Annotated in this window: 15 protein-coding genes; 4 read left to right on the plus strand and 11 right to left on the minus strand. The window is 57.9% G+C overall.

Annotation, left to right across the window (positions count from 1 at the left end; translation table 11 throughout):
* Positions 1 to 56: 56 nt before the first annotated feature.
* The 3 genes from hslU to lon all read right to left on the minus strand — a co-directional run bounded on the left by hslU (position 57) and on the right by lon (position 5,386).
* Positions 57 to 1,472 carry an ATP-dependent protease ATPase subunit HslU gene (gene hslU / locus E5J99_RS03160; RefSeq protein WP_135496265.1) on the minus strand — a complete coding sequence of 472 codons (1,416 nt, stop codon included), beginning with the start codon at positions 1,470 to 1,472 and terminating at the stop codon, positions 57 to 59.
* Positions 1,473 to 1,645: 173 nt separating this feature from the next.
* On the minus strand, positions 1,646 to 2,710 hold the full coding sequence (gene porQ / locus E5J99_RS03165; RefSeq protein WP_135496266.1) for a type IX secretion system protein PorQ: 1,065 nt from the start codon (positions 2,708 to 2,710) through the stop codon (positions 1,646 to 1,648).
* Positions 2,711 to 2,884: 174 nt separating this feature from the next.
* Entirely contained in the window at positions 2,885 to 5,386 is a 2,502-nt protein-coding gene (lon, locus tag E5J99_RS03170) for an endopeptidase La (protein ID WP_245318682.1), read from the minus strand.
* A 270-nt stretch (positions 5,387 to 5,656) separates the two neighbouring features.
* Here lon and E5J99_RS03175 point away from each other — a divergent pair, with 270 nt between their 5' ends.
* A complete protein-coding gene (locus E5J99_RS03175) occupies positions 5,657 to 7,684 on the plus strand; it encodes an OmpA family protein (RefSeq protein WP_245318684.1) in 2,028 nt (675 codons plus the stop codon).
* A 502-nt stretch (positions 7,685 to 8,186) separates the two neighbouring features.
* On the opposite strand, the gene E5J99_RS03180 is transcribed toward E5J99_RS03175, so the two are convergent.
* From E5J99_RS03180 to E5J99_RS03195, 4 genes are all read right to left on the minus strand, one after another.
* Positions 8,187 to 8,615 (minus strand): hypothetical protein, encoded by a 429-nt coding sequence (locus E5J99_RS03180; RefSeq protein WP_135496267.1) that lies wholly within the window; start codon positions 8,613 to 8,615, stop codon positions 8,187 to 8,189.
* 403 nt (positions 8,616 to 9,018) lie between these two features.
* Complete coding sequence (locus E5J99_RS03185) at positions 9,019 to 9,513, minus strand: DUF6702 family protein (protein ID WP_135496268.1); 495 nt, start codon at positions 9,511 to 9,513, stop codon at positions 9,019 to 9,021.
* Positions 9,514 to 9,585: 72 nt separating this feature from the next.
* The gene (gene rseP, locus E5J99_RS03190) at positions 9,586 to 10,926 is read right to left on the minus strand and encodes an RIP metalloprotease RseP (RefSeq protein ID WP_135496269.1); all 1,341 of its coding nucleotides are present in this window, start codon (positions 10,924 to 10,926) and stop codon (positions 9,586 to 9,588) included.
* A gap of 164 nt (positions 10,927 to 11,090) precedes the next feature.
* Complete coding sequence (locus E5J99_RS03195; RefSeq protein WP_135496270.1) at positions 11,091 to 12,257, minus strand: 1-deoxy-D-xylulose-5-phosphate reductoisomerase; 1,167 nt, start codon at positions 12,255 to 12,257, stop codon at positions 11,091 to 11,093.
* Positions 12,258 to 12,488: 231 nt separating this feature from the next.
* Between E5J99_RS03195 and E5J99_RS03200 the strand changes: the two genes are divergently transcribed.
* Positions 12,489 to 12,974 carry a hypothetical protein gene (locus E5J99_RS03200; protein WP_135496271.1) on the plus strand — a complete coding sequence of 162 codons (486 nt, stop codon included), beginning with the start codon at positions 12,489 to 12,491 and terminating at the stop codon, positions 12,972 to 12,974.
* A gap of 39 nt (positions 12,975 to 13,013) precedes the next feature.
* Here E5J99_RS03200 and E5J99_RS03205 read toward each other — a convergent pair whose 3' ends face one another.
* The 4 genes from E5J99_RS03205 to E5J99_RS03220 form a co-directional block, all read right to left on the minus strand.
* On the minus strand, positions 13,014 to 13,439 hold the full coding sequence (locus tag E5J99_RS03205; protein WP_135496272.1) for a hypothetical protein: 426 nt from the start codon (positions 13,437 to 13,439) through the stop codon (positions 13,014 to 13,016).
* 92 nt (positions 13,440 to 13,531) lie between these two features.
* Entirely contained in the window at positions 13,532 to 13,990 is a 459-nt protein-coding gene (locus tag E5J99_RS03210) for a 3-oxoacyl-ACP synthase (protein WP_167851955.1), read from the minus strand.
* Positions 13,983 to 14,462 (minus strand): DUF4365 domain-containing protein, encoded by a 480-nt coding sequence (locus E5J99_RS03215; RefSeq protein ID WP_135496274.1) that lies wholly within the window; start codon positions 14,460 to 14,462, stop codon positions 13,983 to 13,985. The genes E5J99_RS03210 and E5J99_RS03215 overlap by 8 nt, the downstream gene beginning before the upstream one ends.
* A 27-nt stretch (positions 14,463 to 14,489) precedes the next feature.
* On the minus strand, positions 14,490 to 15,998 hold the full coding sequence (locus E5J99_RS03220; protein WP_135496275.1) for a GH3 family domain-containing protein: 1,509 nt from the start codon (positions 15,996 to 15,998) through the stop codon (positions 14,490 to 14,492).
* A 168-nt stretch (positions 15,999 to 16,166) separates the two neighbouring features.
* Between E5J99_RS03220 and E5J99_RS03225 the strand changes: the two genes are divergently transcribed.
* Both E5J99_RS03225 and E5J99_RS03230 read left to right on the plus strand, forming a co-directional pair.
* On the plus strand, positions 16,167 to 16,595 hold the full coding sequence (locus E5J99_RS03225; protein ID WP_135496276.1) for an OsmC family peroxiredoxin: 429 nt from the start codon (positions 16,167 to 16,169) through the stop codon (positions 16,593 to 16,595).
* A 371-nt stretch (positions 16,596 to 16,966) separates the two neighbouring features.
* Positions 16,967 to 17,467, plus strand: coding sequence for a hypothetical protein (locus E5J99_RS03230; protein ID WP_135496277.1), 501 nt, complete (start codon positions 16,967 to 16,969; stop codon positions 17,465 to 17,467).
* Positions 17,468 to 17,568 lie beyond the last annotated feature (101 nt).

Here is a 17,568-nt window from a genome sequence, read left to right on the forward strand (position 1 = left end):
GAGGGCAGCCCTGCAGCCGCCCTCTTTCGTCGTTTCAGCTACTATATTTCAGCTTACTACAGGATATACTGGCTCAAGTCCCGATTACTCACCATACCGCGCAGCCGTTCTTCGACCATAGCTACAGTAATTTGGATCCGGGCGTGGGCACCAATGAGGTCAGGCACGTCGAAGAGGATGTCGTTCAGCAAGCGGCTCATGACTGTATGCAGCCGCCGGGCACCGATATTTTCGACCTCTGCATTCACTTGAAAGGCTATTTCCGCCAACCGCTCCAGGGCCGCATCATCAAAGGACAACTCTACTTCCTCCGACTTGAGCAAGGCCTCATACTGCTTGGTCAGTGCATTCTTCGGTTCCTTCAGGATGCGGTAGAAATCGTCTTTGGTCAGGCTTTGTAGTTCTACCCGAATGGGAAAACGGCCTTGCAACTCGGGAATCAGGTCGCTGGGCTTAGCTACGTGAAAAGCGCCGGCGGCAATGAACAGAATATGGTCGGTATTGATGATGCCGTATTTCGTGCTCACGGCACTCCCTTCCACGATGGGCAACAAGTCGCGCTGTACGCCTTCACGGCTCACATCGGGGCCTCCACCCCCACCCTTGCCGGCGCGGCTAGCCACCTTGTCTATCTCATCGATGAAAATGATACCTGCGTTTTCGGCCTGCCGTATGGCTTCATCTTTCACTTCGTCCATATCGATGAGCTTTGCCGCTTCCTCATCCAGCAGAATTTTCCGGGCTTCCGCAATCGTGACTTTCCGCTTACGCGTCTTTTTGGGCATCATGCTGCCCAGCATGTCCTGCAAGCCAGAGAGGGAGGCTTCATCTAACCCAGCGGGGCCACCGACCATACCCACGCCGGGCATACTACTCTGTTGAACCTTAATATCAATTTTACGCTCATCAAGCTCCCCGCTCCGAATCTTGAGCCGGAATTTCTCGCGGGTACGCTCATTCAGCTCATAGTCGGATTCGGGGACGCCTGATGCATCGGAGCCAAAGCCAACGGATAGCTTTGGGCCGCCGGAGTTGCTACCGGTGACGGGCGGAATCAAGGCGTCGAGGATGATGTCTTCGACGGCCTGCGCGGCGCGGCTTTTCACTTCTTCCTTGCGGCGATGCTTCACCATGTTCACCGACTGCTCCACTAAGTCGCGCACCATGCTTTCTACGTCGCGGCCCACATAGCCAACCTCCGTAAACTTTGAGGCTTCCACTTTAGTGAAAGGAGCATCCGCAATGCTGGCCAGACGCCGGGCAATTTCGGTTTTGCCCACACCCGTAGAACCAATCATCAGGATGTTATTGGGCACGATTTCGCGCTGCATATCGAGGGGTGCATGCAGGCGGCGCCAGCGGTTGCGCAATGCTATGGCCACGTGACGCTTGGCATCGTGCTGCCCAATGATATACTTATCGAGCTCAGCCACAATTTGGGCTGGCGTAAGAAACGTGGCAGAATCTAGCATAAGGGGAAGGTGTGGGCGAGGTGGTAAAAAAACAGCGCAGTTCCCGGACAGGAACTGCGACTATAGGGCGGGGCTAGAACAGCCAAGGCAGGGGCAAAGTTACGACACATCGGTAGCACGGAAATAAGCTAACGGCTTGCGTCGTACGGCAGCTCCTGGCTGTGGTTTAGGACTTAGTCGCTCTTCTTGAAAAGCGTGTCGATGTTGCGAGCTACGGTAAAGTAATTGGCCGCGCCGGAAGCATGATAGCCGGCCCGGGTGTAATCGAGCTGGAACTGGCTGATGCGGAGCATAACGCCAAAGCTGATGCCCGCACCGCCAGCGGTGTTTTCCAGGCGCAGCTCGCGGCGCTGCAAGTGGTTGTAGCCCAAGCGCACATTCAGGTTTTTACCCAGAATTAATTCTCCCCCGACCACGAAATGCCGGGCAATCTTGTCGCCCAGGCTCTTCTTAGGCTTTATCTCATTGTTGTTCTCGTCGAGCTGGCCACGCTGGTTGGGGTCGAGGTACACGATATCTAGCTGCTGCAAGTGGTGAGCCGCGATGGAAATCCGGAGTGGCATGTGCTCGGGCTTGAAAGAGGTGCCGATTTGTACATCGAGCGGCATTGGCTCCCGGCCGGCTCCGGCGTAGGTTTTGAGCTGAATGCCCGCGTTCTTGACCAACAGCCCCACGTTGAAGTCTTGGGTGGGGTGTTTGAATAAAGCACCGACATCAGCCAGAGAAGCCACCGAGTGGTTGCCGGCAATACCAGATACAGCGAGTTTGAGCGTGCCGGCCAGCGTGAAATTACCGCTGGTGTAAGCATCCGAAACGCCCAGGGCATATTCGCTAACCGAAAACTGCCCCTGACTATTGCCAGCCGCATCGAACTGCTCAAACTTGCCGTAGTCCAGATAGGTGAGACCGACACCGAACCGGCCCGCCCGAGCCGTATTGAATACATAGGAAACCGTGCTTTGCTTGATATCGGCCAGGAAATCGACATAGCCCAGCGCCAGCCGGCCGTCCATTTCGCTGTTGAGCAGAGCCGGGTTGGCATAGAGCATCGTGCCATCAGCATCCCGGGAGGAAACATTGACGCCGCCCAGACCCGCCAGCTTAGCACTGGGAGGCAGATTCAGAAAGGAAAAAGCTTGCTGCCCTCCAATTTGAGCCGCTCCCGGCCTAGCCGCCAACAAGCTGGCACCTAACAGAATACAGCCAGCCAAAGCCGGACGATGTAGCAGTCGAATCATAGCTCTAAGATACAGGGTTTCGGGGGTAAGACGTAAATGGCCGCGTTTTATTGTAGCAAGTTCAGCGTGTTTCCTGCCCTTTGAGTAGCGTAGTATTGGTAGCTGCCGCGAACAAAAAACCTCCCCGGCGCGGGCAGCCAGGGAGGTTATCTACTGAAGACGATGGCAGCCGCTCTACGCCACTTCTACGCTGGCCCCGGCTGGCACGGGCGGCTCGTCGCGAACCACAAGCGTGATGGGATGCGCCACTTTCTCGTCCAGCAGCGCAATTTTCAGCACGTCATCGACCCGGTCGGCGTAGTGTACCGTCAGGTCTTTAAGGTAGTCGGCAGAAATTTCGTTGATGTCCTTCCGGTTCTTTTCGCAGAGAATAACATCCCGAATGCCGGCCCGCTTGGCCGCCAGAATCTTCTCCTTAATACCACCTACGGGCAGCACTTTGCCGCGCAGGGTAATTTCGCCGGTCATGGCCAGATGGCTCCGGATTTTGCGCTGCGTGAAGACCGACGCAATGCTGGTAAAGATGGCAATACCGGCGCTCGGCCCGTCTTTGGGCACGGCTCCTTCGGGAAAGTGAATGTGCAGATCGTACTGATCGAACAGGCGGTAGTCGATTCCGAGCTCCTCGGCCCGACTGCGCAGATACGACAGGGCCGTAACGGCCGATTCCTTCATCACATCGCCGAGCTGACCGGAAAGAGTGAGCTTACCCCTACCCCGACTAAGCAAGCTCTCGATGAACAGAATATCGCCGCCCACGCTCGTCCAGGCCAGGCCGGTCACAACACCCGCCGTTTCGTTGTCCTGGTACAAGTCGCGGTCGAAAATGGCGGCTCCCAGGATACGGCTGATGTCTTTGGGCTCCAGCGTATCGGGGAAAGCCTCCTTCATGGCCTTGTTCTTCGCAATATTGCGCGCCACGGCTCCCAGCTTGCGCTCAAGGCTCCGCACGCCCGACTCGCGGGTGTAGTCGTCAATCACGCGCTGCAGGGCGGGCGTGGTAATGGCTACGTCTTTCAGGCTCAGACCATGCTCGGTGAGTTGCTTGGGCCAGAGGTGCTTTTTGGCAATCTGGGTTTTCTCCTCCAGCGTGTAGCCCGTCAGATCAATAATTTCCATCCGGTCGCGCAGGGCGGGCTGAATGGTATCGAGGGAGTTGGCCGTAGCAATGAACAGCACCCGCGAGAGGTCGTACTCCACTTCGAGGTAGTTGTCGGTGAAGGTCGAATTCTGCTCCGGGTCCAGTACTTCGAGCAGCGCCGAGGATGGGTCGCCGCGAAAGTCGGAAGCAATCTTGTCGATTTCGTCGAGCACGATAACCGGATTGGAAGCGCCGGCTTTCTTGATCTGGGAGATGATGCGACCAGGCATGGCGCCCACGTAGGTCTTGCGGTGCCCCCTGATTTCGGCCTCGTCGCGCACACCGCCCAGGCTCATGCGCACGTACTTGCGACCCAGGCTTTTGGCAATAGACTTACCCAGCGATGTTTTGCCCACGCCGGGCGGGCCGTACAGGCACAGAATCGGGGCTTTCAGGTCCTGCTTGAGCTTGAGCACCGCCAGGTATTCGATGATGCGCTCCTTCACCTTTTCCATGCCGTAGTGGTCCTGGTCGAGGATTTTGCGGGTACGCTTCAGGTTAAAGTTGTCTTTGGTATACTCGGCCCAGGGCAGGTCCAGCAGAAACTCCACGTAGTTCACGCTCACCGGAAACTCGGCAGCCTGCGGATTGACGCGGGCCAGCTTCTCCAGCTCCTTTTTGAAGTGCTTCGCTACAGACTCGGGCCACTTCTTGGTCTTGGCGGCCTGCCGGAACTTCTCAATTTCCTGGTCGGGGCCATCGAAGCCCAGCTCGTCCTGCAACACCTTGATTTGCTGGCGCAGGAAATAATCACGCTGCTGCTGGTCGATGTCGGTGTGGACTTTGGTCTGGATTTCATGCTTGATTTCCAGCAGCTGAATTTCCTTCATCATCATCTCCAACAGCCGGGTGCCGCGCTCCACGCCATCGTTGATTTCCAGCAGCTTCTGCTTCAGGCCTACTTCCACGTTGATGTTGGAAGAGAGGAAATGGGTCAGAAAAGACGGCGACTCGATGTTGTCCAGCGCCACTTGTGCTTCCTGCGGAATCTCGGGGTTGAGCTTCAGCATCTTGGCCGCCGCGTCCTTCAGGGACGAAACAAGGCCCTTCACTTCCTTCGACGATTTGTTGGGAAAAGCCTCCGGAAAGTAGCTCACGCGGGCCGTGAGATACGGCGTATCCTGAACCTGCTCGTCGATATGAAACCGGCTCTGGCCCTGGATGATGATGGTCGTGTTGCCATCGGGCAGCACCAACAGCTTCAGGATGCGGGCCATAGTACCCACCTCAAACAGGTCGCTGAGCGCCGGGTCGTCACTTTGGGTGTTCTTCTGGGCTACTACGCCTACTATCTTATTGCCCCGGTAGGCCTTGCGCACCAGCCGAATACTCTTTTTGCGGGTGACCGTGACGGGCAGCACCACACCGGGAAACAGGACCGTATTGCGCACCGGCAGCAACGGCAGCACCGCCGGCGAGTCCTGCTCGGCCAGGGGCTGGTCCGGATCGGTGGCCACGATGGACACCATTTCGGCGGGGTCGTCGGTCATGAGCAGGGGGGTCGGTTTGGGCTTGCGCGAATCGGATGAACTCATGGGACGAAGGTCGGGGAAAGAAAAGCGGTGCCAGAATGACAGGTGCCACAGGCAACACGCGGCACGAAGCGAGCGAGCTTCCGAAGATACAGCTTTGTCAAGCGCTATGCCACGGCAGCTGAGGGCTTATTTTCTTACGGCTAATCAGCCAATGCGGCGCAAAAGCCAGCCACTCCGACAGCCGGCCGCCAGTAGTTGATTGCATGAGAAAATCCCTATTTTTGAACTTTCGCCGCGCTGTCTGGGCCGGTCATCGTGCTTTATTGACTTATGCTTCGCTCTCTACGCCCGCTTCTCTGCCTGTTGTTCCTTTTTATCGTCGTCGGGACGGGGCATGCCCAGAAGAAAAACACGCCGCCCCCCACACGGAAGCTGACGGGCAAAGTAACGCGGCAGCTGCGGGTGCGCCCCGATGGCACTCCCGATTTTATCAACATCAACAAGCTGGCCTATTTTCAAGACAAGAAAGCGCTGAAGGCTATTCAGAAGGCCGAAAAGCGCCGCAACTACAACCAGGCGCGCAGCCTGCTCGAATCCTATGTTTCGCTGTTTGGCATCCAGAATTTTGCCAAAGACACGCCCATGCTGTGGCGCCTGGCCCAGCTCTGGGAAAAAGCCGGCAACGAGGAAAAAGCCAAAGCCTACTACCGTCTGGCCCTGAAGCATCACCGCCAGGATATCAAGAAAATTCAGCTCTACTACGATTCTTTGGAGCAGAAAGAGGCCGAGCTGTACGTGCCGCTGCGGGTGTACTACGACATCGTGGAGTACCGCAAGAGCCTGGCTACGTTTCATCCGCCCAAGGGCGTATATACCAGCATGGGCGACGCTGTTAACTCTAAAGTAGAGGACTACGGGCCGACGCTGAATGCCGGGGCCGACCAGTTTATCTTCTCCTCGAAGCGCAAAACCCGGGGTATTCAGGATGCCGTGGATGAAGATCTGTACCTGTCGCGCAAAGAGGGCGTGTCATGGGCCGATGCCGAGCCGCTGCCCAAACCCATTAACTCGCCCTACAACGAAGGCTCGGCCTGTATCAGTAAGGACGGCAAAACCCTGTACTTCGCCCGCTGCGAATGCCCGACGTGCCACGGCAACTGCGACCTGTTCGTATCGTCGCTGAAGGAAGGGCAGTGGTCGGTGCCCAAGAGTCTGGGCGCCCAGATCAACTCGCCCGCCTGGGACTCGCAGCCCACTTTGTCGCGCAACGAGGACACGCTCTACTTCGCCTCCGACCGGCTCGGTGGCTTCGGCTTGTCCGATATCTGGTTTACGGCCAAAAACAAGGCCGGCCAATGGACCAAAGCCCAAAACCTGGGCCCGGTCGTGAACACCCGCGAAAGTGAGGTCAGCCCCTATTATCACCCCCTCTACAACGTGCTCTACTTCAGCTCGCGCGGGCAGCTGCTCAACTACGGCGACTTCGATATTTACAAAACCTACCGCGTGCGGGGCCGCTGGCAGGAACCACGCAACATTGGCCCGCTAGTGAATGGCAAGGGCTCGGAGTACTACTTCACCATCGACTCGGAATCGACCAACCTGTACTATGCGCGCTCGGAACCCCAGGACATGAAGAACCTGGACCTGTTCTCGTTTCCGCTCCCGATGGAAGCCCAGCCTCTGGCCACCACGCACATTGAGGGCTCCCTGGTTGACTCGGTGAGCAGCAAGCCGCTCAATGGCATCGTCAGCATTATCGATACTGATAACGGCATCGAAGTGGCCAGTAAGTATGTGCGGCCCGATGGCAGCTTCGACTTCGACCTGATCGAAGGCTCGCACTACGTGCTGCTGATACAGAGTCCGGACTATTTCACGGTGGAAAAGCAGTTTGAGCTCAAGGGTGACACGGTGATGAAGCTCATGACCAACTCGATTGACTATCGGCTACCGCTGATTTTCAAAAACATCGAATTCGACCAGGATAAAGCAACCATTCGGACCACGATGCACCCCATTCTGGACCGCATTGCGCTGTTTATGGTCGACCATCCCACGTTCCGGCTCAGCATCAAGGGCCACACCGACTCCAAGGGCGACCCTGACTTCAACGAAACACTATCGAAGGACCGGGCCGAAGCCATCCGGCGCTACATTGAGGCGAAAGGCAAGCTCAAGCCCAACCGCATTGAGAGCATGGGCTACGGCAGCACCCAACCGCTGAAGGAGGAAATAACCGAGGAAGATGCCCGCACCAACCGCCGGGTGGAGTTCCGGCTCCTGAAGCCCGAAAGCGAGGACAAGAAGCCCACGGACGACAAAAAACCCGCCGACGGCACACTGGACTGGAAGTAGATTCGGCGGCGCGCATCCGTCCTTACGAAACCCGAAGCCATCTGTCCGCGACGCAGCGACCAGCTCCCTTTAGCACTGAAGCCGTTTAGAAAGTCAAAAGAACGTCATGCTCGTTAGGGTTGGCGACTTTCTAAACAGCTTCACTAAAAAGCCCTTTCCGGTCGCAACGGGAAAGGGCTTTTTAAGTGGTCAGCCATCAGGAAGCGTACAAACGGCGCGACCAAGCCGCCTCACCCCCCGGCCCCCTCTCCGAACAAGAGAGGGGGAGCCCAACGTCCGGGGCATAGCCGGTGCCCCTTTCTTGTTCGGAGAGGGGGCCGGGGGGGTGAGGCGCTGGAAAGGAGACGAGGCCGCGGAGAGGTAGCTAGGGCATGAGCACCCCGCCCAGCGCCGCCGCCTCGGCACGCAGGCCAGCCACGCAGGCCAGCCACGCGGGCGACCAGCAGGTGGCCGGTGGCAGCGGCCCTAGCCGGGCCGGGCTCGTCGCGGGTGAGGTCGGCGGTTAGCTCGTGCCGCCAGCGGGCGTAGTGGGCGGCTTCGGTGGGCTCGGGCGGGGCGGGGCCGCTTGCAGCCGGGCCCGGCCCGCGCGGCGGTGGGCCAGGGCGGCGGCCAGCGCCTGCTGCCGGGCCAGCTCCCGGCCCACCACCAGCAGGCACAGGCGCACGTCGCGCAGGCGGCGGCGCAGCGGCTCGGGGGCGGGTGGGGGCGGCAGCGCGGGCGGCCCCTGGCCCAGCGGCGGCGGCAGCAGCCGGGCCAGCCAAAGCAGGCGCGGCCCCAGCGCGGGCGGCAAGCCCTTGCGGCCCGCCTCCACATGCGTCACAAATCCCATCGACAAGCCTAGGTAGCGGGCCAGCTGCCGCGTCGAAATGCCCAGGTGCGCCCGCACGGCGGCCGTCAGGCTAAGGTCAACAGCAGAAGAGGGAGCGGCCATGCCGGCAAGGTAGGCACCCTGGGTAAAACCTTTGGGGCTGCCTACCTTCGCAGGTAGGCAGCCCTGGTAAAAATCGGAGGGGTGCCTACCTGGGCGCAGCTGCCGGCCATGCTGCCCGCGGGCGTGTACCTGGTGCGGGCCGGCGCGCAAACCGTGCGCCGGCTGATGGAGTAGCTGCCGCTCTCTTATGAAGCTGTTTAGAAAGTTGTTCGAGACATGACGTTCTACTGTACTTTCTATGTGCTCGTGCAGAAACAAGCGTATTGAATTTAGAACGTCCTGCTTCATCTGGCGTCCGCTTGTCGAAGCATGACCGCCTATTCGGATAGGTTCTTAGTGTGAAAGGCTCTCTACATTTCATAGGAAGAATAGCCGCGCTTCGTTCGCCCGAACGCGCTTTTTCTTACCACGTCAGCTTCTGTTCGGCGTTGCCGTCCCGGAACAGGGCGCTCTGTTTTTTGCCACCGGCGTCGAGATTCACGATGTTCATCTGGTCGCTGAAATTATTCGTCAGCAGCTTATGGCGCAGCACCAGCATTGTGGTGGGCCGGGGCAGCTTCACGGCCAGGTACAGCCAATGGGCATCACGCTCTTTCTCGAAGCCTATGAGCTGCGTAGGCAACACTTCACCCGGCTTGCTACCGAAGGCCAAAGAGTTGCGCAGCAGCTCCGTAATGAGGGGAGTCAGCAGGCTTTTGGGAGTTTGCTCGAAGCTGACGGGCCGGGGCTGCCCCACCGACAGCGCCTTTTCGAAGTCGTCGGTAAATACTTTCAGGGCCACTTCCAGCTCTTGTTTCGGGGCATTGTAGCGCACCTCCATAAGGCTGGCGTGGTAGGCATGCGCCACGGCCGCCAGGCTACACAGGCAAGCGGCCAGAAGAAAGAGGAAACGACGCATGGCTTGAAAAATCTGCGAAACAAAAAAGCTCCTTCCTAATGCAGGAAGGAGCTTTTTCGTTCAGTGAAAGGCTTAAAACAGCAGCTTGAAGAAGTCGTTGAAGATGACGAAGACCATCAGGCCCAGAATCATCACCATACCGACTTTCTGGGCATTTTCCAGGAAGGCATCGGACGGCTTGCGGCCGGCTACCATTTCGTAGAGCAGAAACAGGACGTGGCCGCCGTCGAGGGCCGGAATGGGCAGCAGGTTCATGAAAGCCAGCACCATCGACAGCATGCCGGTAAGCGTCCAGAACCGCATCCAGTCCCACACCCCGCCGTACTGCTGGGCAATGGCCATGGGGCCGCCCAACGACTTACGGGCCGAAGCCTCGCCCCGAAAAATCTTGCCGAAAGCCTTCATCTGCGTGGTCACGACGCCAAAGGCTTTCTTGGTGCCAGCCGGAATGGCGGCGGCTAGGCTATAGGTGCGCGTGGCTTCCTTCAGCAAGGATTTCGGCATGAAGCCAATCTTGCCTTCCTCATCCACGGCAATCTGGAGGGTGAGCGGCTGTTCGGCCCGCAGAATCTGGACGGGCACGGTTTTGCCGGCATTGGCTTTCAGCGCTTGCTGTAAATCGGGAAAAAACTGGGTGCGTTTCCCGGCCACGTAGGTTACCTGGTCGTTGGGCTGCAGGCCGCCTTTGGCCGCGCCGCTCCCCGCTACCACCTGGTCGACCACGAACGGATTCAGGGGCAGCACGAATGGCGTCTGATCCTTGTCGGACAGCCGATCCATGAAGTCCTTGGGAATCGGAATATCGAGCAGCTGCCCGTTGCGGTCTACGGTGTAGTAGCTGTTAGAGCCCAGCATCACGTCGGTGCTGTACACCTCGTCGAACTCAGTGAAAGGGCGGCCGTTGATTTTCACGATTTTGTCGCCGGTGCGGAATCCCATATCCTCACCCAGCTTGTTGGGTACCACGCCGAAGCGAGCCTCCGAAGCCGGCAGGTATTTTTCGCCGTAGTTGAAAGTCAGCACCGAGAAGATGACGATACCGGTAATGACGTTCATGATGATGCCGCCCAGCATCACAATGAGGCGCTGCCAGGCTGGCTTCGAGCGGAATTCGTCGGCGGCCGGCTCGGCAGAAAGCTGGTCGGCGTCGGTGGTTTCGTCGATCATGCCGTGAATGGCGACGTAGCCACCCAGCGGAAACCAGCCCAGGCCGTACTCCGTCTCCCCGATTTTCTTCTTGAACAGGGCAAAGTTGAGCAGGCCCGGCATCGGGAACAGAAAGTCGAAGAAGATGTAAAACTTATCGACGCGAATCTTGAAATACTTGGCGGCGGCGAAGTGCCCGAACTCGTGCAGGCCCACCAGAATAGAAAGGCCCAGCAACATCTGGCCGGCCATGATTAATACTTCCAAAGCGAAACGTAGTAGTGGGTAGAAAGGGAAGAAAAACGGTTATACAGAGGCGCAGCCGAAGCATCTCGCGTGCAGGAAGGGGTAATCAAAGGTCACGTTGGCAACATCAGCACGCGAGATGTCTCGCGCTGCTCGACATGACGGCTTTTGCTACCACACAGCACTTACAAACGACCAACCAGATCGTGAGCCACACGGCGCGTTTCCTGGTCGGTTTGCACGTAATCGTCCAACGACGGTTCGGCAAGGTACGAAACCTTCGTGAGGCAGCTTTCTACCAAGTCCGGCATTTGCAGAAACCCGATTTCATCGCGCAGGAACGCGGCAACCGCTATTTCGTTGGCCGCATTGAGCACGCAGGGCGCATTGCCGCCCCGCTGCATGGCCTCAAACGCCAGCGGCAGATTGCGGAACGTAGCCCGGTCGGGCTGCTCGAAGGTGAGCTGCGGGTAGTCGAGAAAGGAGAAGCGCGGAAAGCCGGACGGTAGCCGCTCGGGGTAGCCCAGCGCGTACTGAATCGGCAGCTTCATGTCGGGCAGGCCCAGCTGGGCCTTCAGGGAGCCATCCTCGAACTGCACCAGCGAATGAATGATGCTCTGCGGGTGTACCACCACCTCAATCTGGTCGTTGCGGAGGCCGAAGAGCCATTTGGCTTCAATCACCTCCAGGCCCTTGTTCATCAGCGAAGCCGAGTCGATGGTGATTTTAGCGCCCATATCCCAGTTTGGGTGCTTGAGCGCCTGGGCTTTGGTGACGGTGGCCAGCTGCTCGGCGGTGCGGCCCCGAAACGGGCCGCCGGAAGCGGTGAGGATAATCTTCTCAATCGGGTTGCGCTCCTCTCCTACCAGGCACTGGAAAATAGCGGAATGCTCGGAGTCGACCGGGTAGAGGCCCACCCCGTGCTTGTTGACGAGCTGCGTAATCAGCTGGCCCGCTACCACCAGGGTTTCCTTGTTGGCCAGGGCAATGGATTTGCCGGCCCGGATGGCCGCCACCGTGGGCAGCAGGCCGGCGTAGCCCACCATAGCCGTCAGCACGATGTCGGTATCGGGGCGACCGGCTACTTCGGTCAGGGCGCCTTGGCCGGCCAGCACTTCGGTTGCCTGCCCGGCCAAAGCGGCTTTCACGGTTTCGTACTTGCTGTCGTCGCCGATGACCACGGCGGCGGGCCGAAACTCGCGGGCCTGCTGAATCAGCAAGTCGGCGTTGGACTGGGCCGATAGCGCCGCTACTACGAACCGGCCGGGGTGGGCACGAATAACGTCGAGCGCCTGAGTACCGATGGAGCCGGTGGAGCCCAGCAGGGTAACGCGTTTGGGAAGAGAAGACATGGAAAACAGCAGATGCGGAGCAAGGTGGGTTGCTACAAACAAAAGTAAGCCGAACTTTCTGTTATCAGTAAAACCAGACAGTGGCGGCTCGCGTGAGGTTCAACGACACGCGCCGCCGCTTCTTACGGCTTCGGCGTATCCGAAGCAGCAACGTAGGCGGAAAATTGCCAGCGCCTTCGTCATCACGCGGCGGAAGGCCGTACTTTTACCCCCGCCGTATCCTGTATTCCTATGACCAACCCTACCCCCGCCGCCAGCGCTTCTGCTTTCGATAAAGCCCGCCAGGGCCTCTGGGCCAGCCTGCAAAAGCACCTGGAAACGGTGTACGCCGCCGAAAAAGACTTCCGGGCCGCCACTACTTTCACCACCTCGTTTCCCTTTTCGGCCGCCGTGCTGGAAGCCGAGCAGCTGGCCGACTACCAGCAGCAGCGCCTCTACCTGCGCGACCTGTTCATCGACGAAACTAACCAGCTCGACAGCCTGGTGAAGGCCGTACGCACCAAAAGCTACGAGGAAGACGAAAAGAAGCTGTTGCTGCTCATGATTCTGGGCTACATCGACATTGCCGAATCCATCTTCGATTTGCTCGGCACCCACCGCCCCAGCAAGCTCGACAAAGACGAGGAGTTGGAGGAAACCACGGCGAAGTTTGAGCGGGTGAAAAACTTTACCCGGCTCAATATCAAAGGTATTTTGGGGCTGCTGCCGAAGCTGTAGCGCTTCTACCGGCAGTTGACGGACATTGTAAGCATCGGGCTAGCGCAACAGATTGCCGACAATAGCCCAGAGTATCATCCCAAGAAACTGGCACACCGAGAATAATTTCTCCCGCACAGAAGGCTGGTAATGCGGCGCACTTTTCCAGGAGTTCCGGCCTAGTATGATTACGGGCTTATGCACAGCATTCGGATATCCCGGGAAGAAAAGGGCCAGAGAAATCCGCAGCATGGCCACAGCAGCGCAAGGACTTGCGAGAAACACCGCTCGGTGCAAACCACTTTCCGGTGGTCCGACAGCTATTTGCGCCAGTCCAAACAGAAACGCCGCTGCACCATACTGCAGAAATGCGTTATGGTCAACTATCCGTTGGGCATTTAGCCAAACAATACCCCACCCCATCATAGCAAACAGGAAGCATGCATCCTCACTCAACGGGGCAGCTTGAAAGGTTTCGGCCAGCACGAGCAGCCCTGCTACGCCTGCTAGTAGCCAGGGGCCAGCTCCCGCGCGGGATTTTAGGTAACTGCTTGCCCGACCTTTAGGCTTAGAGATTATCATATAATCTGCTCCACTCGCACTGACTTGCCATTGAACACGGCTTCCTCGCCGGCCCGCTTGCCACTGAGCGCCGCCGCCACCGGGGCCGCCGCCGATACGGCGAAGTAGTCGGTGCCTTCCACGGTGAGCTTACCGGCGCTGATGCTGATGAAAAACCAGCCCATGCTGGTTTTGACTAAAGCGCCGGGCCGCACGGTGTCGCAGGGCTTGCTGGGGTCGATGCGCTGCAGCTCGCCTTGCAGCTGCCGGCCCTGCTGGAGCTGCACCAGGTTCCGGTCGCGCTCATTCTGGGCCATGGCGCGGCCAGTTTCGTACTTGTCGCCGGCGCTGCTCTTGGTTTCGCTATTGGCTGACTCTTGCGCGGCTTGGATAGCCGCCAGGCAAGTGTTGAGGCGGTCCTGGGCGTAGTGCTCGCAGGCGGTATAGAGAGCTTGTTTTAGCACTTCGTTATTCATCGAAATCAGTAGACTTTCGCAACGTAGGAACTACGTTGGCAAATGAGTATTCACCCAGCAGAGGCATATTCTTCTGACTTATATTTAGCCCCCATTCAGGCTTCGATTTCAGACCTTCTCCATAATCACGATTACGAAACAGAGCATTTTCATTCGCCCAAGCCATAGATGGTATAAGATAACAATCAGGCTCCTGCCCTTGCACTAAAACTACTACAGCAGCATACAAATTGTGGCGCGGCGTGAAATTCCATTTAGGGAAAAATATATACCCGTTACTTCGAATTGATTTTACTTGAATATCATAGTAAGAACTGGCATCAACTCGGAGAATAAAATCTATGCCTTTATCATCTACCTCCGACGAATAAATATCGAAAGCATATAATGCACATTTCATTTTTATAAAGTATTCGGCAAAGCGCCCCACCTGCAAAGGATTCAGACGTGCCCAATCGTATTCAGCGTTCATGATATTTTTTTATTTTGTGACTGTTTCTTAAGCCAGATTTTGCCCAATTTTGATTAAACACTGCGCCACCGTCCTATCATTGCTCAACCTCGGCACCTTATTCTGCCCACCGAGCTTGCCCAGGCTTTTCATATACCTTTGAAACGCGCCAGCCGATAGACTCGTGAGGAGCAGCGGTGCCAGAATATTCCCAGTCAGCAAATCGTCATAATACACGTTGCGGCGGCGCAGGCCGGCATCCAGGGCGGCGGCAAAGGCAGCGGCATCGTGGGGCGGGCGGGCAAACTCTACCAGCCACTCGTGCCGCGAAGGCTCGGCGGGGTCGGAGCTGACTCGGGGTGCTACGGTAAATTCCACGACTTCCACTTCCGGAAACTGGCTCATGGCCTCGCGCAGGGTCTGCTCCACTTCCTCGCCGATGACATGCTCGCCAAAGGCCGACAGAAAGTGCTTGATGCGGCCGCTCACTACCACGCGGTATGGGTTCAGGCTCACGAAGCGCACCGTGTCGCCGAGGCTGTAGCCCCACAGGCCGGCGTTGGAGTTGAGTACCAAGGCGTACTGCTTATCCAGCTCCACTTCGCCGATAGTCAGGCGTGGGGCGTGGGGCTCAAAGAACTGCTCGGCAGGGATGAACTCGTAGAAGATACCCGCGTCGAGCAGCAGCAGCAGGCCGGGGTTGCCGGGCTCGTCCTGGAAAGCCAGAAAGCCCTCGGAGGCCGGAAACAGCTCGATGCTATCCACGGCCCGGCCGATGGTTTCGAACAGCTTGGCACGGTAGGGCTCGAAGTTGACGCCGCCGTACACGAACAAATCGAACTGGGGGAAAATGTCTTTCACCGGCCGGCCGGTCAGCTGCACCAGCTTGTCGAAATACATCTGCACCCAGGGCGGAATGCCCGAAATCAGGGTCATGTTTTCGGGCAGGGTTTCCTCCACGATGTGGTCGAGCTTGGTTTCCCAGTCCTCGATACTATTGGTAGAATATGTGGGCAGCTGGTTGCGGCGCAGATAGGCCGGCACGTGGTGGTTCACGATGCCCGACAGCCGCCCGGTGTGAATTCCGCCTACCATTTCCAGCGCCGGTGAGCCCGACAAAAACATGAGCTTACCGTCCAGAAAACGGCTTTTCCCGGTGCGGTGCACATAGTAAAGCAGGGCATCCCGGGCTCCGTTGATGTGATTCGGGATGCTGTCTTTGGTTAGCGGAATGTATTTGGCGCCCGAAGTCGTACCGGAGGTTTTGGCCAGATAGTCGGGCTTGCCGGGCCAGAGCACATCGGCTTCGCCTTCTTTTACGCGGTTAAAATACGGGGCCAGGGCTTCATAGTCGCGCACGGGCACCTGCCGGGCCAGGTCAGCAGGCGTGCGGATGCCGGCGAAGTCATGGTCGCGGCCGAAGGCAGTGTTCGCAGCCGTGTCAATCAGCTGCCGAAATACGCGCTGCTGGGTAGCCACGGGGTCTTGCTGCCACTGCTGGTAGCGGTGGTGAACGTAGGCAGCCAGCGGGCGGCTCAAGGCAGATTTCAGACCCATGCGGAAAGAGCGTAAAACAGTAAAGGAAGGCGTTGCTACCGCTGGCACTCGCTCCCGTGTTTTCAAAGGTACACTTCCAACGAACTACCAACACTGCCGTTCAGCTCCACCCTTTCCATTGTTTCTGACGTACCTGTTTTACTATCTCACCACCTCACCCACACTTCTATGATTAATCAGCACGGAAATGCCGTTTGGAACGGCGACATCAAAGGCAGCGGCGAAGTTTCCACCCAGAGCGGCACCGTGAAAGCGCCCTACTCAGTAGGCGCGCGGTTTGAGGGCCAGAAAGGCACCAACCCTGAGGAGCTGATCGGGGCGGCCCACGCGGGCTGCTACACCATGTTCCTGACCGGGCAGCTCACCAAAGCCGGCGCGCAGGTGAAGCAGATTCGCACCGAGTCGAAAGTGACGCTCGATACGTCGGGTGAGATTCCGAAGGTGGTGAAAATTGTGCTCACCACAGAAGGCGAAGTAGAGGGCATCACGCAGGAAGAATTTCAGCAGCAGGCCGAAAACGCCAAGCTCCACTGCCCCATTTCGCAGCTTCTGAGCGCCGTGCCCGAAATGGAGCTGGCTTCAGCCACGTTGAAATAAAGCCGAAAAGAACGTCATCCCGAGCGAAGCCGAGGAATCTCGCGTGCCATGGAAACTGTTTAGCAAGTCAAAAGAACGTCATGCTTTATCTGGCGTCTGCTTGTCGAAGCATCTCTACCGCAGTGCTAATTCAGTTTAGTTTGGCGGTAGAGATGCTTCGACAGGCGGCCGCCAGATAATGCATAACTCCTGATTAGGGTTGGCGACTTTCTAAACAGCTTCATGGTAAGCAATGGCGTTGCAACGTCTGCACGCGAGATGTATCTCACTGGTCGACATGACGTTTGTGACGTACCAGCAACTCCCAAAACCGGCAGCGCCCGTAGCGTTGCCGGTTTTTCGTTTACTTTGTTGCCAGACTTCTCCTTTCTATGCCCCGCGCCACCAAAACTACCCGCATTCGTCTGCGGCCCGCCGATACGTCCAAGGTCCCGTTCTGGGGCCAGCTGCTCATCGGTGGCCTCTGGATTGCCTACACGGTCTTTCTGATTATCTCTGACCAGGGAATGCAGGACTACCACTTTCTGCACTACGTATTTTTGGTGTTCAGCCTCGTGTATCTGGGCTACGTGCTGGTACACAACGCCCCGGTTTTCGGCACCCAGAGCTACCTCGAGTTCACGCCGGGCTATATCGTGCACAAAGGCGGCCTCTTTCGCCCTAAGCAGGTTTTCGCCGCCGAAAATATCGATGCCATCGATTTGGCTCCCATGCAGCTACGCATTCGGTTGCGCTCCAACGACCTCTACACGCTAAGCCTGCGCGAGGTGAAAGGCCCGAAACGCCGGGAAAACTTCCGCGCCGAAATCCGGCAGTTCGCGGCCCAGTACAACATCACGCTGCGCGAAACCTCTCCCACGGCCCGAGCCTGATGCGCGAGTAGTACGCATCAGTCTACGATGGTGCGTGCTGCCATCCGCTACTGAAGGTGCCACAACAAGAAAGCCCGCTATGCAGCGGGCTTTTTTTGTTC

Source organism: Hymenobacter elongatus (assembly GCF_004745955.1).
Lineage (GTDB): Bacteria > Bacteroidota > Bacteroidia > Cytophagales > Hymenobacteraceae > Hymenobacter > Hymenobacter elongatus.